Source organism: Rufibacter ruber, assembly GCF_014138425.1.
Taxonomy (GTDB): Bacteria; Bacteroidota; Bacteroidia; order Cytophagales; family Hymenobacteraceae; genus Nibribacter; species Nibribacter ruber_C.
Genome location: NZ_JACJIQ010000015.1, coordinates 26,307 through 49,764 on the forward strand (window position 1 = coordinate 26,307; position 23,458 = coordinate 49,764).

Here is a 23,458-nt window from a genome sequence, read left to right on the forward strand (position 1 = left end):
AAAATAGCTAAAAAACAGATTTCGCCGCTATAGTATCAATGAATGTTCTTCTTATGGGGCGGGTGATCCGCTGCAAAGCAGCGGCATACCGGGGGTTCTCCGGGTGCTTTCTCACCAGTAAATGATAGTGCTGCCGGGCTAGTTCGCGTTGCCCTGTCCATTCAAAACAGGTGGCCAGTAGCCAACGGGTGTTGTCATTGAGTTTCAAGCCCAGTTCCTGCGCCTTCAGGAGGTTCTCTAAAGCCAGGCTATACTGCCGTTTCTTATACCAGCCCTCGGCTATACCGGCATACGCCTCTGCGTCTTTAGGTTCCAGGTCAATGGCTTTGGCAAAGGTGGCCATGGCCGTGTCAGTGAGCCGTTGGTTTAACAAAACCTGACCTAACCTGCGCCACCAGAAACCATCCTGGGGCTCCTGCTTTACACCAGCCTGTACCATGGGGTACGCTTCTTCAAACCTGCTCTGGGCGGTATAAATAGAGCTGAGCTCTCTGAACGCCGCCAGGTTGGTAGAATCCCGCTGCAGTGCCCGTTTTAAATTATACAACGCCCTGGTGGTGTCACCAGTTCCCGCCTGCGCGCGTGCGAGCAATACATAATACGTAGGCTCCCCCGGTCTGAGCCTGACCGCCCGGGCGCTTGGGGTTAACGCTTTTTCATAAAGCGCGAGCCCCACGTAGGTCTGCGCCAGTACAGCTTCTGATTCTGGAGTGTAATAGTTGAAGGCCTTGGCCTGCATCATGCTTTTCATGGCCTCCTGATATTCTTTGCGGGCCACCTGTATCTTTGCCTGCAGAAAATAAGCCTCTCCCAGGGAAGGGTTCAAGGCCGTGGCAGTAGACAGGTCCTGAAAAGCTGCCTGCTGGTTGCCACCGGCCAGATATAGCCTGGCCCTTTTCAGGAACCACTCCGGCTCCTCGTTGCCTTTCTCCAGAGCCCTGGATATTTCCTGAATCTGAGTTTTTAAGCTGCTGTCTACCTTGGAAAGCAGAAACATACGTTCCTGCATAGTCTCTTGGGAACAAGAGGCCAGGCCGAGGAAGGAGAAAAGAACCAGCTTTACAGGATAACGCATGCCGCGAGTGAATCTACCAAAGACGTTCGGGCGAAGATACAGGATTAAGGGCTTTTTTTACGTTTTGGGGCTGTTTTTCTCAAAACAGCCCCAAAACGCAGTTATGGATTGACCGCTATTGCCAGTTTCACCCCCCACAGCGGAGCGTCTAAGTTACGGTAGGTAAACCGGTGTATTACGTCTACCCTGATCAACTGGAAGATATTCTTCAGGCCAATGTTCACCTCAGCGTACGGGTCTTTGCCTAGGCCTCTGAATTCTCCCTGCTCCAGCTCGTTGACTACCCCAGCCGATTTGTTTTTATCACTCAGGCTGCCGTATAAGACGGCACCGCCTGCCACCAGGCGCATTCTGGTTTTTTTGAGCAAGGGCAAGCGGTTGGTAAGGGAAAAGGCTCCCTCAAAATGGTGGTCATACCGCAGAGACACGTATTGATCTGTGGCGAAAGCGAAAAAAGGCATCAGGTTGTACCCGTGCAGAATGAAAAATGGGGTCTCATTGCCTGTGGGCACCTGCAGCATTGGCAGCGGCACGCGGTTAAACGTTTTGCCTGCCCTGAAATAATAACGCCCATACCCCAGCACCCCGGCCCGTACCCGCTGGTCTACAGACAGAGTCACTTGCTGGTAGTTCAGGTCAGAATTCAAAACACCGTTTACCCCGGCAGAAACCTCCAGCCCTATAACCGGGGAGTTTGAATTTGAGATAGGGAATTTCTGGTGGTGCCTGATCAGCATTTTCAGATCAGGTGAATAGGTAAGGTTAAGGGTAATGTCTGTGCTTCTGAAGCCGGCAAATTTTGGGTCTACCCCTTCATCCCCCGCCGGGGCTACTTCAAAAACTGGGCGGTAGTTGATATGGCTAAGCGTAAGGCGCTGCCTGAAATTCTGAAACCACTCCCGCTCTGCCCATACCTGAGCCCGCTCCTGCTCATAGGGGAAATTTAACTTACCCCACCTGAAGGCCGAAAAGAAAAGGCTGTTTACCTGGGTGTTGTTCAGGTCCATAGCAGCTGGCCCTACATCATTGAGGTAGCTCATACCCCACTCTGTCCATCTTTCCCGCTCCGCCACGTACCGCACGTTCAAGAGGCTTTTGATTGACTTGTCACGGGTTCCATAAGCGGCGTAACCATTGAGAATCCAGTTCGGGTGAAACTCTTCAGTGGTCCGGCCCCCAAACTGGAACCGGCTTCCCTCCACGTTATTGAACACGTACGCCCCAAACACCGGTCCCCATTCAAACTTTTCGCCAATAGGCATGTGGCCCTCTACAATGACTCTGATTAACTTAACGGTGCTCTGGATTTCTGGCAATCTGTTTATCTGCCTGATCTGCTCTGCCCGCTTTATTTCAGCCACAGAAAAGGCCTGCGGTCTCACTTCCTGCCAGAAAGACTCTTTGTATTTCATGGCAGAGTCTGCAATCTGATGGGTACTGGAGTAAAAATCAGTGGGTTTAGGGTTGTTCAGCTGCAGATCTGAGTAATTGGTGATGGTCTCCACGTAAATGCGTACGTCTGTGCCCGGTAAGCCAGAAATCTGGAATTTACGTTTACTGGACAACGGCAGCATGGTGGGGTTCTTGGCATCCCAGGCCTGCACAATCTGCAGGTCGCTTACAAAGTTAAGCCGTACGTCTTTGTTCATTTTGAGCTCTATGCGGCGTAGCGAAAAAGAGCCGTCAGCAATCCACATATACCCTTCAAACGTCAGATCTTGCGGACGCTTGGGGATAATTTTGAGACGGAAGACTTTTCCATTCTCCGTCTCCACGCTATCCATGAGGTCATAGTCATAATAGTTTGCCCAGCCGTTGGCAATAGGGCTGACAAACTCCTTGTCAAACATGCGCATGTGGTTCTGGTTGAGCGAGAAATGCTCTGCCTGCGCATTCAATAACTGGGAGATCTGGTTCTCTTTCTCAATACCCACCCCCACTACGTTACTGGCCAATAACACTTCTTTTGATTTACGGGGAGCATTGGTATAAAAGGTCTCTTTTATGGTCTCAGACTGAAACACAGGGAGAGACGCCATGCGTTGGGGGGTGTCACTCACAGAAACACTGTCTAAATAGGGGGCATACCGTTTGGAGAAGCCCTTTTTCTTATCTTTTGCCTCCCTCTCCAGAATACTTCCCTTCATAAGGGTATAGGTTCTGAACTGAGCGGCTGGCTGGTTCTCTGGGAGGTGCAGGTGTTTGTTCCGGGCTGCGGCGCGTACAATACGGTAAGCAGGATTTTCCTGGGGCCTGATCACTATTTCCTGAATGGCGTAACTCTGCCGGTCTAAACTAATCAAACCGTTTTTCTGGAGAGCCTTGATGGATCTGGAGACAGGCGTATACCCAAGCAAAGTAAAGATAACAGAGTCAGTGAGGGAATAATTGCGCAACTCATACCGCCCAGCCTCATCTGTGAAAACGGGAACTTTAGCCCCTGAAAGGTGCACTGTCACGTAATCTAAAGGCTGTTTGGTATCAACGTCAATGACCTTGCCGGTAATGGGGGCATTTTGGGCCATAACGGCCTGTATGCCTTGTACCAGCAGGACAAAAAGCAAAATTTTTTTCACTAGGCTTGTTTTGAAACACGAATATAGGAATTAGGAAAACTTTTCCATGTGACGCACTTCTATAATTTGATGAATATCAGCAAATTCATTAGAAGTAAGTAGTGCAAACCTTCCCTTGAATAGTAATTTCCTTTTCAGTAGACAGATGGAAAGCAAAAACCCCTACGTTGGAATGATAATTCAATAAAACAGCAAAGGTGCCCTGTAGGCACCTTTGCTGTTTTATTGACCTGTGCTGAAGATCTAAGAACGTACGTTCATTACTTCTTGAAGCAGTACTTTACATTTCCTGTTCAGTTCCAGGTCTTCTGTGGTGATGAGTTTTTGATCCAGGGCTTTTTGCAAAGTAGTCACGCATTCTGTCTTCTGGTTCACTTCCCGCTGCACCCGGGCTAAGTCATAGTAATATAGCAGATTAGACGGGGCTAGTTCAATTGACTTTTTAATGGCTTCAATGGCTTGTTCATTGGTCTCTACTGGCAACTGTGAGATGTTGAACAACTTGCTGGCGGTACGTTCTGCAAAGGAAAGGTTGGCTAGCTTATATTTCAGGCGGCCAAGCAAATGCCAGGAAGCCGCATGTTCAGGGTCTGAGGCAAGGGCCGCATCTAAATGGTATTTAACTTGCACCATCTGTTCCATACGGACCTTTAGAGAGGCGGTATGGCACAGATAGCTGAGGGCAAGTGCCATAACATAGTTAGGTTCTGCCTTAGCAGGTTCAGCGGCTACAGCACGCTCAGCAAATGCAAACGCTTTCTTAAAATATATGCCTTTAGAAGTGTCATCAGAAAAGCGGTTGCCAATACGGCCGCTCACAAGGCTGGCCTTGCACAGTGCCTCCATCTGTAAAGGGTCATTGGCAAGGACCTGTTCATATTTTTCCAGGGCCTCTGAGTCTTTGTAATCTCTGAATAACTGATTCGCCTCCCATAATAGTTTATCCGAACCTAACCCACCCGCCAGGATGGGCAGGTTCGGTAAACTAATGAGCAAGGCTAGCAATAAAATAACCTTAGTAGTGCTTCGCATGCTCCCCTTCTTATTATTGTTTAATTACAACGTAAGGGTAATCTACGAATTGCAGTTTGCTTTTCCTAGAAAAGGTTCAACTGTTTTTTTCCGGCCTTGGCAGGCGTTGGTAGATCCCCGTTTTGTTCAGTTTCTACGGTTGCAACTGCTTTAGGTTGTGTAGGTTGAATATCTAATTTGATTTCATCTCCACTGGAAAAAGACGGTGCCAGTTGATCAATAACAGGTGGCTCTATCTTTAAAGGTTTTATTGTTTTAGTGCTATTTTTGACTGATAAAACCTCTGTTTGCTCAAGTTTCTGCACCGTTACGCCAAATATCTTGTAGTAATTCAGTTTGTTACCCATGGCGCGCCATCCCTTCACATCAATGAAATCACTCAGCAGCAGAACTTCTGTTTCTTTATCAGATTTCTTGTCCCGCTGAAATTTGATCTCCGCTTTAGGTGCTGGATGCACCGTGGCTGCCAACAATTTAGAACCTTTGGTTTCGCTGATAAACATAAAACGTTTCCCAACGGTGCTCGTCTCCACTACAAAGCGCTTCACGTAAGTGACCTTGGTCTCCCCTTCTGTATAGACAGCAGATACCACCAGTTCTGGTGAATACTTATGAATGGCTTCAATATTCTGCACATCATAGTGGTTTGACAGTTCAAAGGAAGTCAATTCATACGAACCATCTTTGTAGATCACCAATATAGTATCATCTGTGTTGAAAGAGCCCAGATAGCGGCCCCTGCTCTCTGTGTTCAGACGGCCAATCACCTCGTCATAATAGATTTCACGACCGCCGCGGGTAGATTCGCCCAGCGCTTTCTGCACAACTTTCTTGATGGGGTGCTTGGTTACAATATTCCCCTGTGAGCCTTTACCTTTGATGAGCAGTTCGGCAAAATCAAAGTCAAACTGCTTCACCCGGGCGGTGCTGGCGGGTTGCAGCGTAATGCTCACCAACTCTGACTCAGAGTTAGGGTTGGCCGTGAGATATACCACTTTAGAGTTCTTCTCCCCTTTGGTGAGATCATACTCCTTGTCACGGGTAATGGAGGTCACGGCAAAACGCTTGGCAAAGGAGATACCCGTCTTCCCGTCTACATAGATCATGTTGTACACCATGTGCTCGTCGTTCTTGTTGTAGACGCCCACGTGAATAATGTCTTTGCCCATGAAGATCTTGTCACTGATGCGGGACACCATGAACTTGCCGTCTTTCCTGATGGCAATGATGTCATCCATGTCAGAGCAATCGCATACAAATTCGTCTTTTTTGAGGCCATAGCCCACAAAGCCGTCTTTGCGGTTCACATAAAGCTTCTGGTTGGCCACGGCCACTTTCTGGGCAGACACCACATCAAAGGTTCTGATCTGGGTTTTGCGTTCTTTGCCTTTACCGTACTTGGCCAGCAGCCCTTCAAAGTAGCTGATGGCGTAACGGGTCAGGTTAGCCAGGTTATCCAGCACCTCGGCCATTTCGGCTTCCAGCTTCTTGATGTACTCATCTGCCTTGAAAGCATCAAACTTAGAGATACGCTTGATTTTAATCTCTGTGAGGCGAATGATATCGTCTTGCGTCACCTCGCGCCGAAGCAGCGGTTTATATGGATCCAGGCCTTTGTCAATGGCTTCCAGAACGGCCTCCCAGGTTTCGCATTCTTCAATGTCGCGGTAGATCCGGTTCTCAATAAAGATTTTCTCCAGCGAGGACTGGTGCCACCGGTCTTCCAGCTCCCCCATCTTAATCTCCAGCTCGCGCTCCAGCAACCGCACTGTCTTCACCGTTGACATTTGCAGCAAATCATCTACGGTCATAAAGCGGGGCTTATCTTCAATGATCACGCAGGTGTTGGGCGAAATGGAAATCTCACAATCTGTGAAGGCGTACAAGGCGTCAATGGTCAGGTCAGGAGAAATCCCGGGCGGAATATGCACCTGTATCTCCACGTTGGCCGCGGTGTTGTCTACCACCTTTTTGATCTTGATCTTGTTGTTCTCACTGGCCTTCACAATAGAGTCCATGAGCGCCGTGGTAGTGGTACCGTACGGCACGTCTCTAATGATCAGGAGCGATTTGTCAACCTTTTCAATGGTAGCGCGCAGACGTATTTTGCTGCCTTTTGAGCCTCCGTTGTAATTAGTGAAATCACCTAAACCTCCCGTAGGGAAATCTGGTAACAGCTGCGTCTTCCGGCCTTTAAGCACGTCAATAGAACCTTTGATCAGCTCCCTGAAGTTGTGGGGCATGATCTTGGTAGACAGACCTACGGCAATCCCCTCCACCCCTTGCGCGAGCAAGAGCGGGAATTTAACGGGCAGGGTCACCGGCTCATTTTTGCGGCCGTCATAGCTCAGCTGCCACTCGGTGGTCTGCGGGTTGAACACCACATCCAGGGCGAATTTAGTCAAACGGGCCTCAATGTAACGGGCCGCCGCGGCACTGTCGCCGGTGCGTACATCGCCCCAGTTCCCTTGGGTGTCAATGAGCAGGTCTTTTTGCCCCAGGTTGACAATGGCGTCCCCAATAGAGGCATCGCCGTGCGGGTGGTACTGCATGGTCTGGCCAATGATGTTCGCCACTTTGTTGAAACGGCCATCGTCCATTTCCTTCATGGCGTGCATGATGCGGCGCTGAACCGGCTTGAAACCGTCTTCCAGGGCAGGCACGGCCCGCTCCAGAATCACATAAGAGGCATAGTCCAGAAACCAGTTCTCGTACAGACCAGAAACCGAGGCAATGTCATGGATAGTCTCTTCCCCTTCCAATTGCCCTTCCAGTTCCAGGTTGTTCTCGTTTTCCAATTCTTCGTTAAGCATATACCTCCTCTACTATATCTTTTTCAATCTTCAAATTCTCAATAATAAACTGCTGGCGCTCCGGTGTGTTCTTGCCCATGTAGTAAGACAGGATCTTCTGCAGGTTCTGTTCGGTCTTACCCAAAATTACCGGCTCCAGCCTGATGTTATCGCCAATGAACTTCCCGAACTCCTCCGGAGAGATCTCGCCCAAACCTTTGAAACGGGTGATCTCCGGGTTCTTGCCCAGCTTGCGCATGGCGTTCTGCTTCTCCTGCTCATCATAGCAGTAAATGGTTTCCTTCTTATTCCGCACGCGGAACAAAGGCGTTTCCAGAATGTACAGGTGCCCGTTCTTCACCAGGTCAGGGAAAAACTGCAGGAAGAAGGTCATCATGAGCAGCCTGATGTGCATGCCGTCCACGTCGGCATCGGTGGCGATCACTACGCGGTTATAACGCAAGCCTTCCAGCCCTTCTTCAATGTTAAGGGCGTGTTGCAGCAGGTTAAACTCCTCGTTCTCGTACACAATCTTTTTCTTGAGGCCAAAACAGTTCAAAGGCTTTCCACGCAGGCTGAACACCGCCTCTAACTCCACATTTCTGGATTTGGTGATAGACCCAGAGGCCGAGTCCCCCTCGGTAATGAACAGGGTGGTCAAGCCTTCTTTCTCCTGGTCTTTGCTTTCCCCAAAGTGGAAGCGGCAGTCACGCAGTTTCTTGTTGTGCAGGTTCGCCTTCTTGGCGCGCTGGTTGGCCAGTTTCTTAATACCCGCCATGTCTTTGCGCTCGCGCTCGCTCTGCTCAATCCTTTTCTTCAAGGCTTCGGCTACCGCCGGATTTTTGTGCAGGTAATTGTCCAGGTGCTCCTTCACGAAATCGTTCACGAAGTTGCGGACCGTTGGCCCGTCATGGGCTACATTGATGGAACCCAGCTTGGTTTTGGTCTGGCTTTCAAACACCGGCTCCTGCACCCGTATGGCAACCGCGCCTACAATGGAACCCCTGATATCAGTAGCGTCATAGTCCTTTTTGTAAAACTCGCGCACTGTTTTTACCACCGCCTCGCGGAAAGCCGCTAAGTGGGTCCCGCCCTGGGTGGTGTACTGGCCGTTCACAAAGGAATAATATTCCTCGCCATAGTCATTCCCGTGGGTCAGGGCAAACTCTATATCATCCCCCTTCAGGTGAATGATGGGGTACCGCATACTCTCTTCATCAATCTTGCGGCTCAGGAGGTCTTTCAGGCCATTCTCTGAGTAGTACTTCTGCCCGTTAAAGTGGATGGTGAGGCCTGCATTGAGGTACACGTAGTTCCAGATCTGGTTCTCCAGGAACTCCGGAATAAAGTGGTAGTTCTTGAAAATGGTGTCATCTGGCACAAAGGTGGTGGTGGTACCGTTGCGCTGGTTGGTCTCCTGAAGCGGCTCATCATTCACCAGTTCACCGCGCATAAACTCGGCCACTTTGGTCTGCCCGTCACGCACAGACTGGATTCTGAAGTGGGTTGACAAAGCGTTGACCGCTTTCGTACCCACCCCGTTCAGACCCACTGATTTCTGGAAGGCGCGGCTGTCATACTTACCGCCGGTGTTGATCTTGCTTACGCAGTCAATCACCTTGCCTAACGGAATACCGCGGCCGTAGTCACGTACTACTACTTTGTGGTCTGAAATTTTAACTTCTATGGTGCGACCATGCCCCATCATGTGCTCATCAATGGAGTTGTCTATCACCTCTTTCACCAGAATGTAGATACCATCATCAGGAGAGGAGCCATCACCCAGCTTGCCAATATACATACCCGGCCTCAGCCGGATGTGCTCTCGCCAGTCAAGGGAACGGATGCTATCCTCATTGTAAGTAACATTGCTCGGTTCTGCCATGGGGAACGTTTGGGTTTAGTAGAATTCGGTAAAATAAATGAAAATTTGCGTGTACTTTGCTATGCTCTGATCAGTGACAATGATTTTAGAAAGCCGGCGCACAGGTGGCTTTCCAGGAATTTAACCCCTGAAAAGGAGGAGTAGGTGTCTGTTTCATAGCTACTATGTAACCAAATATAGCGGTTTCCAGTTCATTCAGAACAACCTTTTGTGCTTATTTTTTTAGCTAAAATAGATTTTAAAGCCTAAAAAACATTTTTCATACTAATTTTTTTAGCAATTTCTACTCTAATTCCTGCTCCTTTAAGACGTTACGCACCACTACCTATGGAAATTAAATTACCAAACTATGTAAGATATGTTGTGATCCTGATAGGGCTTTACCTGCTGCTCTTTTTCTTGCAGTCGTTCAGCTCCATTCTGATCCCTATCTGTTTTTCAGCTCTGTTTGCGCTGTTGCTGCTGCCCATGGCCCGGGCCCTGGAGAAACACATGCCGCGGGCGCTGTCCATTACTATTTCGCTGGTGGTGGTAATTCTCATATTGGGCCTGCTGGTTTGGTTCCTTTCCTCAAAGATTGCCAGTTTTTCAGCGGAACTGCAGGAGATTAACGCAAAGATTTCACTGCTCATCGCCAAGTTTCAGCAGATGCTGTATGAGCGTTTCGGGATTAAGCCCACCAACAAGAATGAGTTCCTGCAGAAGGCAATGGGCAGCATTACCCAAACGGGAACCGCATTTCTGGGCAGCACCATCTCCCTCACCACCGGGGCCTTGACCGTGCTCACGCTTATCCCCATCTATGTGTTCTGTATGCTCTACTACAGAGACCACCTGCGCCAGTTCATGTTCCAGTTTATCTCAGTTGACCGCCGGGGCAGCCTGATGAGCACCGTTGACAATATTCAGCATGTGGTGCAGGGATATCTCTCCGGTTTGCTGATCGTGATTGTGATTGTGTCTGTGCTCAACTCTACCGGGCTGCTCATCATGGGCGTGAAGTACGCCATCTTCTTTGGGGTATTGGCCTCCATCCTGACCATCATACCTTATATAGGCATTTTGATAGGGGCTCTTTTACCGGCTTTGTTCGTGTTTGTAAGCACGGGTTCTGTGGGGCAAATGCTCATTGTAGTGGGGATATTTGCCTTTGTGCAGTTTCTGGAAGGCAATTTCATTACGCCGTTTGTGGTGGGTTCCCGCGTGAGTATAAACCCGTTTGCCGCCATTGTGGCCCTGATTCTGGGCGGGGAGGTCTGGGGTGCCCCGGGCATGATCCTGTCCATTCCGCTTATTGCTATTCTCAAGGTGCTGTTTGATGCCTCTGAACCGTTGAAGCCGTTCGGGTATCTGCTGGGCGACATACAGGCAGAGGAAAAAGGGAACAAGCTGTTGCAACGGTTTAACCGCCGGAGAAAGAAATAGCCTTTTCCTGTTTTTGGGCTGTTTTTGTAAAAACAGCCCAAAAACAGGAAAAGCGGTTATGGGAACCTTGCCGCACAGAAAAGGCAAATGAAACGAAATGCTAAAAATAATGGTTTAGGTATGGGCGGAGGTACCGCCTTCAAACCCTTTAGATGTAGCGCGTGTACGCCATAGTTGACATAGAAACCACCGGCAGCCAGCCTGCTGAAGACCGCATCACAGAGATAGCGGTTTTCATTCATGACGGAAACCAGGTGGTAGACCAGTTCCATAGCCTCATCAACCCCGGCAGGCCCATTCCTTTCTTTATTTCCCAACTCACCGGCATTACAGATGAGATGGTGAAAGACGCCCCCCGGTTTCATGAGGTGGCCAAGCAGATTGTGCAGATCACAGAAGGCAATGTGTTTGTAGCCCACAATGTGCGCTTTGACTATTCCTTCCTGAAAAAGGAGTTTGCCGACCTTGGCTTTACCTTTCAGCGCAAAACCCTTTGCACGGTTCGGCTTAGCCGTAAACTGATGCCGGGGCTCCCCTCCTACAGCCTGGGCAAGCTTTGCCAGAGCGTGGGCATTCCGTTACAGATGCGCCACCGTGCCATTGGGGACGCAGAGGCGACTTCAGTCCTGTTTGACCGGCTCCTTAAAATAGACGCTGACAAGGTGAATGACCATCAGGAGGAGAAACCAGATACAGCCTCTACTATCTCTTCTGAAATCAAGACCTCTCTCCTGCCGCCCGCTATCTCACGGGAGATGGTGCAGGCGCTTCCGCTGGAGGCGGGGGTGTATTACTTTCATGATGAGCACGGCGAGGTCATCTACGTAGGCAAGAGCAAGAGCATTAGAAAGCGCATCATTCAACACTTCAACATTGACTACAAAAGCAAGAAGTCTGTAGAGTTCAAGAACCGCATAGCCAGCATCACCTATGAGCGCACCGGCAGTGAACTGGTGGCCCTGCTCTTTGAGTCTGATGAGATAAAGAAGCGCAAACCCTACTACAACCGGGCCCAGCGGCGTAGCGTCTACCACTCCGGCATCTACTCCTACTATGACCAGCAGGGCTACCTGCGCCTCACCTACCAGAAAGCCAAGACCGAAGTGGCTCCCATGCTCACCATGGCAAACCAGTTCCAGGCCAAGAACTTCCTGTTCAGCCGCGTGGCCAAGTACAACCTCTGCCAGAAACTCTGCGACCTGTACAAGTCAAACGGAGCCTGTTTTGACTACCAGGTGCACCAGTGCAAAGGCGCCTGCATAGGCAAGGAGTCGCCAGAGGAATACAATCAGCGGGTGCTGGAGGCGGTAGAGGCTTTTAAGTATGACCATGACTCGTTTGTGATCATCGGCCGCGGCCGAAACCAGGAGGAGAAGTCTGTGGTGGTGGTAGACAACGGCTGCTACCTGGGGTTTGGGTACGTAGATGAAACCTTCACGGCCACCGGTCTGGAAGATTTTAAAGGGGCCATCAAGCCCTACAATGACAACAAAGACACCCAGCAGATCATCAGGGGTTATCTGCGCACCAAACACAATGACAAGGTGCTGGTGTTTTCTTAAGCGGCGGTTTCTGTTTTCGGCTTGTTTTTGAAAAAACAGCCCGAAAACGGAGTTTCTAATGCAAACGGTGGCGCAGGAGCCAGCCTTCTACGGTAAATTCATTGGCTTTGGGAGAATAACCCCTGTAGTGGATGCGCTTGTGGGCAGGGTATTCATTCCCGTCTTCCTCATCCAGCACTTTTATTTTTTTGCCAGAGAGATCAAAAGAGTCTGCCAGGGAGATCTTGTCTGTGTCTTCGCCGCCGTACCAGGAAATTTTCATCTGGCTTTTACCTTTTCCGGTGAGCTTTAACTCATCTTCCTCCCCCAGCCCGTAGATCGCTAAAGACCTGGTTTCTGCCGGATAAAACGTTTTCTGGTGCCACAACTGCCGCTCCCCGCCCTTGGGCTGTGACCAGTGCTGCACGGTCAAGCTCCCGTCTGGGCGGAACTCCAGCTGGAACAGGTCCCGCTCTGCCGTTCCCGCCAGTTTTACGTGCCTGTTGAGCTGCCTGTAAAAGGCGGTGGCTGCCTCTGGCAGGTCTTGCCTGCGGTCTTTCAGCTTTTTGGTGAATTCAGCCTGGGTGAGTTCTTTTATCTGGGGCGGCCAGTTTTGCAGCGCCCCCACAATGACCTGGTCATTCAATTTTTGCTGTAAGGCAAGGGCTTCCTGCGTGAATTCCTGCTCAGAGAGGTAGGCCAGCAGGTAAGAGTCCATCTGCTTTGAGGCCATTATCAACCCCGCTACATTACTGCCCACAATGCTGCCGTCAAAACTCTGGTAATTTTTCTTGAACAGCGAGACCAGTTTGGTCAATACCCCGTCATTGAACTTGAAAAAAGCGTGGTCCCGGTCCCGGGGTATGGGTGCATACGTCACGGTTTCGTTCTCCCCGCCCACTCCCCAGCGCCACTGGTCTTCGCGGCGGCTCCAGTCACTGAGCCACATGTCAAACAACCGGGACCGCAGATACCGCCGGGCGTCTACCTGGTGCTCCGGGTGCTTCAACAGTTCCCCAAATGCCTTTCTGGAGCTGACAATCAGGGAAGGGTTCCCAAAGCTGTTCAGGTTTTCCCAGTTGCCGTCTGGTCGCTCTTCCAGAAGGGCCAGCATGTTGGCAAAATCTTTCCGGAAGGGCCCTAACCCAGCATCATCTGCTATGACGACCAACCTGGGGTTGGTGTGGTAAACATTGGCTGCGGAAGCCAGGGCGGGTACAATAAACGCCCCGTACGGGTGAATCACACTGGTCTGGTCCCGCATAAGCCGCGCTACAAAGGTCTTCTGCAGAAACTCAGGCAAAGCCCCGGAGGGGTCTTTGTCAATGGAGCGCAGCACGTATTCATGCCCCACAGAATCTACCAGCCGCAGGTTTTTGGTCTGAAAGCTGCCTCCTTCTTTAACCGGCTTCACCCCTCCCTGAAAAGTACTGACCCAGAGCAGCGGCGCCTGCACGGGCTGTGCCCATACTTTTCTATAATGGCTCCCCCACCAGAACCGGTGGAACCCGCTCCGCAGATAGTGCTTTCCGGCGGCCATGGTCACGGTGGAGTCTGGAGACTGGGCGCTGCCAAAAGACGGGGTGAGCAGCAGAAAAAGCAGGGACAGCCATAAACAGTTGCACCTCATCTTCCTGAAATCCGTATTCATCTCCATCATAGCCGTACTTATACTGAGAAGGAAGGGCTCATGTTCTTCTTTTCCTGATTTCGTGCCTTACCCCCAATCCAAAACCAGGCTCACCGGGAAAGTAAAACCTTTGGCTTCGGCTTTCTGTATGGCAAAAGGTGAATATTAAAATATGCGAAGATATCTATTCCTTTTTATCTGTACTATTCTCCTGTTAGAAGGATGCGCCCGCAAAAACTTTTTTCAGGAGTCTGCCCTGGTGGGCACCATTGAACAGGAGAACAATGCCCAATGGGATTCTGCCACAGTGGTGGCCGGGAAACACTATGACCGCAGCTGGTGGCACAACCTCTGGTGGGGCAAACACTACCGTGATGTCTGGGCCCAGCCGGTGAGGCTCCCCGTGCTGGACCTGCAGCGAATGCACGGCGGGCTTTCGCCCGAAAAACTTGGCGGCGGCATGCAAACCACCAGCCTGACCCTGGAAGACGACAACGGCAAGCAGTTTGCCTTGCGCTCAGTTGACAAAGATCCGCAGGAAATCCTGCCCAAGGGGTTCCGTAAGACCTTTCTCACCAACCTGCTGCGCGACCAGACCTCAGCGGCCCACCCGTATGGGGCGGTAGTGGTGTCTCAGTTGGCCACAGGCGCCAGAATCTACCACAGCCACCCCCGCTTTGTGTACATCAGGAAGAACGCCAAAGGGTTGGGCGACAGCGCCAGCGCGTTTCAGGACAAAGTGTTTCTGCTGGAAGAGAAAAACGAAGGGAAGGAAGCCCTCACCCGCTACTTTGGGAAAGCCAAAGACCTGGTTGACTCAGAAGATTTCCTGAAAAACCGGTTCACCCGGCACTCCCATCTGCCCAACCAGCAGGCCTTTGCCAAAGCCCGCCTCTTTGATGTGTTCATAGGTGACTGGGACCGGCATGAAGGGCAATGGCAGTGGGCGGTGTATGACACGGGCCGGGTCACTTCCTACTCCCCCGTGCCCAAAGACCGGGATCAGGCTTTCTTTAAATTTGATGACGGCTTTTTCCCGTGGCTGCTCTCCCGCCGGTGGGCCCCCCTGCGTAAAATGAAAAGCTTCCATACCAATATTTCCTCTGTCAAAGGCTACCTGGAGAATGCCCAGTTCATTGATGCCCGCGTACTCAATGAAGTCACCGCTGAGCAATGGCAACAGGCGGCACTGGAACTCCAGCGCCAGCTCACAGACAGTGTTTTAGAAGCCTCGGTAGCCGCCCTCCCTGCCGCGGTGTATGACCTCTCCGGGAAAAAAATCCTGGCCAAGCTGAAGTCACGCCGGCAACATCTGCCTAAAGCCGCCGCGCACCTATACCGGCGCCTGGCCTCAGAGGTACTCATTGCAGGCACAGACCAGCAGGAGAAATTTATAGTAGAACGCCAACCCAACGGAAACACCCTGGTGCAAGTGTTCCAGGTGCCGGAAGATGAAAAACAGAAACCGCTCAAAGTCTATGAGCGGCTGCTTGAAAAAGACCACACCCGCTCTGTTAATCTCTACGGATTGGGCGAGGAAGACGAATTTGAACTGACCGGCAAAGCCAGCAAAGGCATTAGGGTGAACATCTACGGCGGCATGGGCGAAGATGAGGTGAAAGACAAATCAGAGGTGAGGGGCTGGGGCCGGAAAACCAGAGTCTATGACACCAGACAAGGCATTGAGGTAGAAAAAAGCAAAGAAACCAGAGTCAAAAAGTCAAAAGACGTAGCCATTCATGCCTTTGACCGCGAAGGGTTGTAAGGCAAGGAAGGTTACAAAGGAAAGTGCTAATTTTACCCATGCATAATTTTCTGTTTTCGGGCTGTTTTAGCCAAAACAGCCCGAAAACAGAAAACACTCACTCACTCACTCACTCACTCACTCACTCACTCACTCACTCATTCACTCACTCATTCACTCACTACTACCTCAACAGTTTTTTAAGTTGTTTCCCTACTTTATCCGCCAGGCGGGTGAAGCCTACATCAGTGAGGTGGCTCCCGTCCAGGGTGGCCTCATGGTCATGGCCAATCAAGTCTTTGGTGGGCAGGTAATACAGGTTGGCAAACTTTTCCTTTTTAAGCTGGTCAAAAGCTTTTCTGAACTCCTGGTTCTGACGGGTCACCGTCACTTTCTTCTCCTGGTCCCAGTGCGCGTTTTCCCTGAAGATGCTTTCCACCATGAGAATGGGCGTGTTAGGTCTGAGCTCCCGCAGCCGTTTGATAAAGGGCACCGCCCGTTCCTTTATCTGCTCCGGTGAGGGGTTGGGCACGCAGTCCAGCACGTACACATCGGCCTCCATTTGACCTAGAATATCTGCCAGGGGCAGCTCCATTTTGCCGCTTCCGCTGAAACCCAGATTAAACGTCTCCAGGTTGAGCTGGCGGCTGAGAATAGCCGGATACGCCATACCGGGCCGGCTGGCAGATGCCCCCTGGGTAATGCTGGAGCCGTAAATCACCACTTTCTTACGGGGAATAAAATCCTGGTAGGCTTTTTCAAGGGTGGCGCTCTCCTCCACCCCTACCTGCACCTGTTCAGCGGCCGCATACAGCGGGAGGTGCACCCGGTAATGGCGCAGCTGTCCGTCCAGGTTGCTCACCACCAGGTCTTCGTTCTGGAGGGCGGTGGGACGGGCGGTGGCCACATATTGCCAGTTTTTGCCGTTCCAGCCGTACAAGTCCAGCCCGTTGATGGCCGCAGGGGTCATGTTCCAGAGGGTGTTGAACTTGGCCAATGCCCACTTCAGCTTGATTGCCTTGGAGTTGGTCTGAAACTGCACCATTATCCCCGCCGAATTGGTGGCCAACCCCGCCACGGCCTTGGGCACGTCTTTGCGCTGCGGCTCATTGATACGGTGGTACCCGCTGTCCTGCACCGTGGCAGGTTTGCCCAGCAGGGTGAGCTCCCGTGCATCCTTGTATTTGAAAGCAGTTTTTAAGGTGTCTTGCGCCGCGGCGGAGAACAAAGGAAGCAATATGCAAAGAATCAGCAGGGAAAGACGGGGTTTCATAGGGTAAAGGAGAAGGGTTTTGCGTGAAACAGGTTTTCTGTTTCGGGGCTGTTTTTCCAAAAACAGCCCTAAAACAGAAAGTTTAAATTAGGGATCCAGGTGGTCAAGGGGATCAATGTGCCGGGACGCGGGTACAGAGTAGTATTCAGTCTCCACCTCAGAGAGCTTTTTCAGGTTGGCGAAAGGGGCGTATCCCAGCTCCTGGATCGCCTTTTTCTCGAACCTCAGAATATAGCTGCTCTGGCTTTCATCTGTCACCACCAGAATGGGTTTCTCCAGCGGCAACTGGAGCAGGTACAGCAGCCGGTTGGTGTTGCGCAGGTTGGTGGTGGTGTGGCGGGCGTGCGGTTCAATGATCACCACTTCTTCGGCTACCCCCAGGCTGTCTACCATGTACTTTTTCATTTCCACGGCTTCATTGTAAGGAGTCTTGTTGGGGTGCACGTTCCCGCCAGAAACTACAATAAACGGGGCCAGTCCTCTTTTAAACCGCTCCAGTGCCATGCGGCAGCGCACTTTGGCTTTCTCTTCCAGCACAATGGCCGGGTCCTCCGGCCCGAAACCGGGCACCAGAATCACACTGTATGTATACTTCTTCCAGGGGGTGGTTTTGGCCTGTCTGAATGGGGCGGCATTCATCCCTTCCTGCAGCGGCTCATAACGCGCCGCTTCGTCGCGGCCGTTAATAGCCAGCGCCTGGAGCGCCGCATGAAGCGGAATTTCAAAGAACAGCCCTTTGCCGTGGTCATTGGCAACCTTCTCCAGGGTTTGCCGCACCGTCTGCTGAAAAGCGGGATCTGTCCCTTCAAAACTGATGGCGTCAATCTTGGGGTAGCGTGGTTTCTTTCCTTTGAGATACACATCGGTGGCGTGGTTCATGGCCTGGGCGGCGTGCTGCCAGGCGCTGCGCAGAAAGGCGGTATCTGGCTGGCTGGCGTAGAGGGCATAGGCCCCGCTCTCGCGCAATGGTTGAATGGCTTCTTTCAGGGCCGGGCTGCCGGCATAGGCTTTTACCAGGGCGTTGCCGGCTTCCTGCACATCTGCAGAACTCCATTGCACGGCATTGGCCAGACAGGGCACATCCTGGCAGTTCTGGGTGGCCTGCCGAACCCGCTGCGCGCGCTGCCGGGCCAACCCCTGTAGCACCGCGTTCTTCTGTAGCTCATTTCTGAGGCGGTCTTCCTGCAAAGCCACCAGCACCGGATAAATTTTCTGCTGCAGGATCTGCTGAGTGTTATTTGGGGCAGCGGCAGGGTCGGTTGCCGGAACTTTGGAGGTACAGGACCACAGGAGGCCCAGGCCCACCAGCCCGGCAGCCAGCAGATTTTTTTTATAGATATGAAAATTTGTTCTGTTCGTCATGGGTGAGGGAAAGGAATCTGTCAAGATCTAAAGATAAAGGTAAACGTTGAACAAAAAGGTGAATTAAGAAACTTCCAGCAGGAAAACTGAGGAGCACTTTCTGGTGTAGCCGTGGCGCAAGCGTTTGCTCAGGTTAATTGGAACTCCCTGTTTCTGGGCTGTTTTCTGAAAAACAGGCCAGAAACGGCGGCATAAGCAAACGCCGGAACTTTAGGAGAAGCCCTCAACAGGAGCTTTGTTTTGGGGCCAATTTCAGAAAAACAGCTCCAAAACGTAAAAGACAAGCAAATGGTGGTTAAGCCTTTGGCAGCGTGTTACTGTTTAATTTGCTGCCGTTGGGCCAAGTAGGCTGAGTACAAAGAAAGGTAACATTCCTTCAGCTCTTTCTCGTCTTTGTATGCGCTTTCAAACAGGAAAGGCCCACGGTAGCCGACTTCTTCCAGGGCCGCCAGAATAGCCGGCCAGTTATTGCTTCCCTGGCCGGAGCAGGGGAAATAATGGTTTTCTTTCTCACCGTGCCCATCTGCGGCATGAATGGATTTCACTCTACCGCCCAGCGCTCTGATGAGCAGCTCCGGATGCTTAATGTGGTTCATGTCTACCGCCGAGTAAATGTCTTTGGGCAGGCGGTTCATGATTTCCAACGTCTCTTCTACCGAGCGGCAAAGCGGGCGTTCACGCTTGGCATCGGCCATCAGCTCAGGGCCCAGCATGTTCTCTATGACCATGGTGGCGTTGATGGCTTTCACCGCGGGCAACAGCTCCAGGCTGGAGGTGATCAGCTGCTTTTTGCGCTGTTCCCGCTCGCCCGGCGTGAGGTAGTAGCTGGGGTGGAACAGAATGACCTGGGGTTCCAGTATTTGGCAGAACGCCAGCACTTTCTTGTGCAGCCCCACTACCTTCTGCCGCTCGGTTTCATCTGTGAGCGAGAGGTCAATCTTCTGGTTGTACGGCATGTGCACCGACCAGAATCTGATACCGGCCTTGTCAGCGGCGGCTTTCACCTTCTGCACCTCCTCCGTTATTTCGGCCTCGCTTTTTTTTAAGTTCAGGTCTTTGTCAATATAGGCCTGAAACGAGGTTTCCAGATAATCAATGCCCACAGATTTAGCGTAAGCCAGCTTTTCTGGCGTAATGTTTACCAGGGCCACTGAGTAGCCTATTTTTAAGGGCGCGGGTATTTTTGCCTGCGGCGCTTTGATGGCGCAGGCAGCCAGAAGCAAGCAAGACAGTACCACCAGCAAGGGTAAGTTTATCGTTTTTCTCATGCATACAAGAAGTAGGAAATTCCGCTGGAATTAAGGAAACTTATTTACCAGTTTCACGGCGCGGAAAGATAATGAGTCAAGAAAAAGCGGCTTCTGTTTTCGGGCTGTTTTTCTGAAAACAGCCCGAAAACAGAAAATCAGAAAACCTTACAACGGCCTGATAACCCGGATGCGGTTGTTGCCTAGATCCGCCACGTACACATAGCCGTCTGGCCCCACGGTAACATCAGTGGGTTGGTTGAAACGGGCGCTGGCCCCGGGACCGTCCCCAAAGCCCGACGATGTGCCGCCCATGGTGGTCACCGCGCCCGCCGTAGAGATTTTCCTGATTTTGTGGTTACCCAAATCTGCCACTACAATATTGCCCTGTTTGTCTACCGCCACGCCATAAGGCTGGCTGAAGCGGGCGGTGGCCGCCGCGCCGTCTACTGAACCCACAGTGCCGGTGCCGGCCACGGTGCTGGTCTGGCCTTGGGGCGTTACCAGCCGTATGCGGTGGTTGTTACGGTCTGCCACTACAATATTGCCGTTCAGATCCAGGGTGAGGCCAGACGGATTCCGGAACGCGGCGGTGGCGGCATCTCCATCCCCAAAACTGGCCTGTCCGTTTCCGGCCACGGTGCTCACGGTGCCATCTGTGCTGATTTTCCTGATGCGATGGTTCAGGTTGTCGGCTACGTAAATATTGCCGTCTTTGTCTACCGCCACGTCTAGCGGCTGGTTGAAACGGGCGGTAGCCACCGGACCATCTGCGTAGCCGGCGGTACCCGTTCCGGCAATGGTGGTCATGACGCCCGCCGGTGAGACTTTCCTGATTTTGTGGTTGTCTCGGTCAGCAATGATGATGTTGCCTTGGCCGTCAACGGTAGATTTCCAGGGCAGGTTCAGCTGCGCCACCGCCAACGGACCGTCTACGTTTCCGGCAGCCCCGCCCATGAGTGTAGACACCAGTCCCGCCGGGGTAATGCGCCGAATGCCATTGTTGCCCCGGTCAATCACAATTACATTTCCCTGTAGGTCAAACGCCACCCCTTCCGGACTCCGGAAAGAAGCCTCTTCGGCCATGCCGTCTACCAGGCCAGCGGTACCGCTTCCTGCAAAGGTGCTGACCATAAATTCTTCTTGTGGTTCAGCATACGTAAAGGCAGGTCCTGTCAATTCTTGGCCGGCAACGGTTACCGTCACGTTTCCGGTGGTGCCGTTCTCGGGTACCACCACCTGCAGCTCCCCTTCAGAAGCTTCAATGACCACGGCTGCTGTTCCGTTAAACTTCACCACGTTGTTGGAGCGCACTGGGCTGAAATGGCGGCCCATGATGGTGACAATGGTAGAGGGTGTGCCCGTTTCAGGCGAAAGGGAGACAATTACAGGAGTTGCGTTGGTGGTGGGGTCGTTGTCTTCATCACAGGCGGCCAGAAACAGGACCGCCAGAAGAAACACCACATATTTATTTATTTTCAATAACATAGTTCTGTTTTTTGAAGGTGTATGGTCTGCCCGGCTCCCGCCGAAATACCTTTCCTGAAAGAAATTTCTGGCAGAACCCGGGGTTCTGTTTTGGGGCTGTTTTTCTGAAAACAGCCCCAAAACAGAAAACAAACCTATTTTATCTAAACATGCTCTTGCTTAAGGCAAATCTGCCACAATAGTCCAACCGTTGGCCACTGCCCGCGGCTTGCCGTCTGACGACCAGTTGCGCACTTGCCACACGTCTGCCAGCGGGTGCTTGATGAGAAACGTGTTGGAACCGCCGCCGTCCAGGTTGAGCGCTTCCTTTGCGCCCAGTGCCAGCAGGAACCGGCCCATGTTTTCAATGGTGCTCCCGTTGGCGTAATCAAACCGGCGGCCGTCAATCATCACAAAGTAGACCACCTTGTCCTCGGTGTAGCCCACGGCCGTTCTGGGTTCTATGGACACGTCTGTCTGGCTGACCACCTGGTAATTGTTCAGGAGGCGGTGGTGGCCGCCCAGAGCGTGTAGAAGGTTGTCTTTCTGGGCATCATAGGTTTCCAGATTCCCAATTAAGGGGTTGCCTTGTTTGTCCACGCCAAAGTAGCCGCGGCCGCCCGCCTGTATGGCGATCTTTACCGCTTTGCCATTGATAAACACCAGGCTGCGGGGCTCCCCGGTGCTGGTATTGAAGAAGTCTGAGTTCACAGCGGCCATTACCCTTCTGCCCGCTTTGTCAATATACTTCACCATGTCTGGAATGGTCTGCATGGCAAAGCTGGTGCCGCCGTAGGGAGTGGCAGGGAACAAGGAGACGCCGGGCTGCTTCAAATCTACCTTTAAGATAAAGGCGCGGTTGGTATAGCCGTCAGCAGTCAGATAGTGCATATCGGTTTCCTCTACGCCAGGGTGCAGCTGAAACGTGGTGTCATAGAAGACGCGGGCCACCAGGCTGGATTTCTCAACCAATTGCTGGGCAACTTGCGTGACCGGCGCTCGCTCTACCGTAACGGGGGCATCATCCTCTTCACATCCGCTGAAGACGGTCACCCCGCCCACCAAGCTGAGAAGAAGTATATATTTTTTAAAGGTCTGTAACATGTCTGGTCTGGTTAAAGGATTAATAATCTTTGTTTTGCTCCAGCAAATCATTCAGAATCAACTCGTTTTCGGGCAACGGTAATTTGAGTTGATACTCCTTCAGGCCCAGCGTAGCAACAGCCCTCCCGGTTCTCACCAGATCATACCACCTGAAGCCCTCACCCAGAAACTCGCGGCGCCTTTCTTCCAGCACAGCATCTACCATTTCTTCCGGCGTGGTGGGGTTGACAGGTCCTAAGTTGCGGGCAGCGCGTAGCTCATTCAACCGGGGCAGACCGGCCAGTCCCTGCGCCTCGGCGCTGATGAGGTACATTTCCGCAAGGCGGAGAACCACAAACGGGTCGGTGCCGGCCTGGCCGCTGGGGTATTTGTTCACCACGTTCAGGCCCTGGTAGGTGTCAATGGAAATGGCTCGCCGGTTGTCATTGGCCTCATACATCTGCATGGCGGCATCTGTGGGCTTGTACACGTAAGAACCTTTTACCGGGTGGGCATAGGTATAAAACAAAGTGCTCAGCGTGATGCTGGACTCCTCGGTGTTGTTCTCAAAAGCGAAGATGACCTCGCGGTTCTGCTGCTTCCGGAAGATTTTCTCAAAACTGTCCAGCTGGTAACGGCCAGACGTGATGAAGCCTTCGGCCAGGGCCGCCGCCTCCTGCATTTTGTTCTGCGCCAGCTTTACGCGGGCAGACAGCGCCTGCACCGCGTCTTTGTTCACGTAGTAGTAATTGTTGACCACGTAGACCGGCGCATCTGGCAAGGCCAGCGTGAGTTCCTTCTCAATGAAGGCCCAGGTTTCAGCCTCAGAGTTGCGGGCTACTTTCTCAGTGGTGTTTACTTCCAGCACCGGCACACCGCCCCAGCGGGTGACCATGTTGTAGTACAGGTACGCCCTGAAAAAGTGGGCGGTACCCAGAATCTCACGCTTCTTCTGGGAGTCTGGGAATTTCCCTACCGTTTCCAGCACGTTGTTCACCTGATACAGGGCGCGGAAATACCCGTTCCAGGAGGCGCTGATCATGGAGTATTCAGGACGCAGAATGTTGCTGATGAAGGCCTGCACATTTCCGCCAGAGGCGGCGAAGAGGTCACCGCCCAACAAGTCAAACGTAATGTAAGCTTCTCTGCCCGGGGCATTCTGCATGGTGTTGTACATGCCGTAGAGCAGCGCGTCCATATCCTTCTCAGTGGTATTGTCTGGTGACACCGAGGAGTGCGGATAGAAGTCTAACTGGTCATTGCAGGACGTGAACAGCAGCGCGCCTGCCATCACTATGTATTTAAGAATATTTTTCATGGGAAGGG

Annotated in this window: 15 protein-coding genes; 3 read left to right on the forward strand and 12 right to left on the reverse strand. The window is 51.9% G+C overall.

Annotated elements, in window-relative coordinates:
- Window positions 1–7 precede the first annotated feature (7 nt).
- The 5 genes from FHS90_RS16255 to FHS90_RS16275 all read right to left on the reverse strand — a co-directional run bounded on the left by FHS90_RS16255 (window position 8) and on the right by FHS90_RS16275 (window position 9,360).
- Window positions 8–1,009 (reverse strand): tetratricopeptide repeat protein, encoded by a 1,002-nt coding sequence (locus tag FHS90_RS16255; protein ID WP_182513831.1) that lies wholly within the window; start codon window positions 1,007–1,009, stop codon window positions 8–10.
- Window positions 1,010–1,176: 167 nt separating this feature from the next.
- Window positions 1,177–3,651 carry a DUF5686 family protein gene (locus FHS90_RS16260; protein WP_182513832.1) on the reverse strand — a complete coding sequence of 825 codons (2,475 nt, stop codon included), beginning with the start codon at window positions 3,649–3,651 and terminating at the stop codon, window positions 1,177–1,179.
- Between the two features lie 243 nt (window positions 3,652–3,894).
- Window positions 3,895–4,647 (reverse strand): hypothetical protein, encoded by a 753-nt coding sequence (locus FHS90_RS16265; protein WP_161947690.1) that lies wholly within the window; start codon window positions 4,645–4,647, stop codon window positions 3,895–3,897.
- Window positions 4,648–4,748: 101 nt separating this feature from the next.
- Window positions 4,749–7,496, reverse strand: a complete 2,748-nt coding sequence (locus FHS90_RS16270; protein ID WP_182513833.1) for a DNA gyrase/topoisomerase IV subunit A — start codon at window positions 7,494–7,496, stop codon at window positions 4,749–4,751.
- On the reverse strand, window positions 7,489–9,360 hold the full coding sequence (locus FHS90_RS16275) for a DNA topoisomerase IV subunit B (RefSeq protein WP_182513834.1): 1,872 nt from the start codon (window positions 9,358–9,360) through the stop codon (window positions 7,489–7,491). Before FHS90_RS16275 ends, FHS90_RS16270 begins: the two co-directional genes overlap by 8 nt.
- A gap of 327 nt (window positions 9,361–9,687) precedes the next feature.
- Between FHS90_RS16275 and FHS90_RS16280 the strand changes: the two genes are divergently transcribed.
- On the forward strand, window positions 9,688–10,785 hold the full coding sequence (locus FHS90_RS16280; RefSeq protein WP_182513835.1) for an AI-2E family transporter: 1,098 nt from the start codon (window positions 9,688–9,690) through the stop codon (window positions 10,783–10,785).
- 161 nt (window positions 10,786–10,946) lie between these two features.
- On the forward strand, window positions 10,947–12,347 hold the full coding sequence (locus FHS90_RS22795) for an exonuclease domain-containing protein (protein WP_182513836.1): 1,401 nt from the start codon (window positions 10,947–10,949) through the stop codon (window positions 12,345–12,347).
- A 55-nt stretch (window positions 12,348–12,402) separates the two neighbouring features.
- On the opposite strand, the gene FHS90_RS16290 is transcribed toward FHS90_RS22795, so the two are convergent.
- Window positions 12,403–13,986, reverse strand: a complete 1,584-nt coding sequence (locus tag FHS90_RS16290) for a hypothetical protein (protein ID WP_182513837.1) — start codon at window positions 13,984–13,986, stop codon at window positions 12,403–12,405.
- A 142-nt stretch (window positions 13,987–14,128) separates the two neighbouring features.
- Between FHS90_RS16290 and FHS90_RS16295 the strand changes: the two genes are divergently transcribed.
- Window positions 14,129–15,721 carry a hypothetical protein gene (locus tag FHS90_RS16295; protein WP_182513838.1) on the forward strand — a complete coding sequence of 531 codons (1,593 nt, stop codon included), beginning with the start codon at window positions 14,129–14,131 and terminating at the stop codon, window positions 15,719–15,721.
- A 163-nt stretch (window positions 15,722–15,884) separates the two neighbouring features.
- Here the strand turns inward: FHS90_RS16295 and FHS90_RS16300 are convergent, their stop codons facing one another.
- The 6 genes from FHS90_RS16300 to FHS90_RS16325 all read right to left on the reverse strand — a co-directional run bounded on the left by FHS90_RS16300 (window position 15,885) and on the right by FHS90_RS16325 (window position 23,450).
- Window positions 15,885–16,973, reverse strand: a complete 1,089-nt coding sequence (locus tag FHS90_RS16300) for an SGNH/GDSL hydrolase family protein (RefSeq protein ID WP_182513839.1) — start codon at window positions 16,971–16,973, stop codon at window positions 15,885–15,887.
- Between the two features lie 87 nt (window positions 16,974–17,060).
- Window positions 17,061–18,335 (reverse strand): YdcF family protein, encoded by a 1,275-nt coding sequence (locus FHS90_RS16305; protein WP_182513840.1) that lies wholly within the window; start codon window positions 18,333–18,335, stop codon window positions 17,061–17,063.
- Between the two features lie 314 nt (window positions 18,336–18,649).
- Window positions 18,650–19,603 (reverse strand): sugar phosphate isomerase/epimerase family protein, encoded by a 954-nt coding sequence (locus FHS90_RS16310; RefSeq protein WP_182513841.1) that lies wholly within the window; start codon window positions 19,601–19,603, stop codon window positions 18,650–18,652.
- 147 nt (window positions 19,604–19,750) lie between these two features.
- The gene (locus FHS90_RS16315) at window positions 19,751–21,070 is read right to left on the reverse strand and encodes an IPT/TIG domain-containing protein (RefSeq protein WP_182513842.1); all 1,320 of its coding nucleotides are present in this window, start codon (window positions 21,068–21,070) and stop codon (window positions 19,751–19,753) included.
- Between the two features lie 159 nt (window positions 21,071–21,229).
- Entirely contained in the window at window positions 21,230–22,153 is a 924-nt protein-coding gene (locus FHS90_RS16320; RefSeq protein ID WP_182513843.1) for a phosphodiester glycosidase family protein, read from the reverse strand.
- Between the two features lie 19 nt (window positions 22,154–22,172).
- Entirely contained in the window at window positions 22,173–23,450 is a 1,278-nt protein-coding gene (locus FHS90_RS16325; RefSeq protein ID WP_182513844.1) for a RagB/SusD family nutrient uptake outer membrane protein, read from the reverse strand.
- Window positions 23,451–23,458: the final 8 nt, after the last annotated feature.

Excerpts from the sequence above, each read along its gene's own strand:
- FHS90_RS16255 (WP_182513831.1), bottom strand. The coding sequence starts at position 1,009 with ATGCAGGAACGTATGTTTCTGCTTTCCAAGGTAGACAGCAGCTTAAAA.
- FHS90_RS16270 (WP_182513833.1), bottom strand. The coding sequence starts at position 7,496 with ATGCTTAACGAAGAATTGGAAAACGAGAACAACCTGGAACTGGAAGGG.
- FHS90_RS16275 (WP_182513834.1), bottom strand. The coding sequence starts at position 9,360 with ATGGCAGAACCGAGCAATGTTACTTACAATGAGGATAGCATCCGTTCC.
- FHS90_RS16280 (WP_182513835.1), top strand. The coding sequence starts at position 9,688 with ATGGAAATTAAATTACCAAACTATGTAAGATATGTTGTGATCCTGATA.
- FHS90_RS16290 (WP_182513837.1), bottom strand. The coding sequence starts at position 13,986 with ATGATGGAGATGAATACGGATTTCAGGAAGATGAGGTGCAACTGTTTA.
- FHS90_RS16295 (WP_182513838.1), top strand. The coding sequence starts at position 14,129 with ATGCGAAGATATCTATTCCTTTTTATCTGTACTATTCTCCTGTTAGAA.
- FHS90_RS16300 (WP_182513839.1), bottom strand. The coding sequence starts at position 16,973 with ATGAAACCCCGTCTTTCCCTGCTGATTCTTTGCATATTGCTTCCTTTG.
- FHS90_RS16305 (WP_182513840.1), bottom strand. The coding sequence starts at position 18,335 with ATGACGAACAGAACAAATTTTCATATCTATAAAAAAAATCTGCTGGCT.
- FHS90_RS16310 (WP_182513841.1), bottom strand. The coding sequence starts at position 19,603 with ATGAGAAAAACGATAAACTTACCCTTGCTGGTGGTACTGTCTTGCTTG.
- FHS90_RS16315 (WP_182513842.1), bottom strand. The coding sequence starts at position 21,070 with ATGTTATTGAAAATAAATAAATATGTGGTGTTTCTTCTGGCGGTCCTG.
- FHS90_RS16320 (WP_182513843.1), bottom strand. The coding sequence starts at position 22,153 with ATGTTACAGACCTTTAAAAAATATATACTTCTTCTCAGCTTGGTGGGC.
- FHS90_RS16325 (WP_182513844.1), bottom strand. The coding sequence starts at position 23,450 with ATGAAAAATATTCTTAAATACATAGTGATGGCAGGCGCGCTGCTGTTC.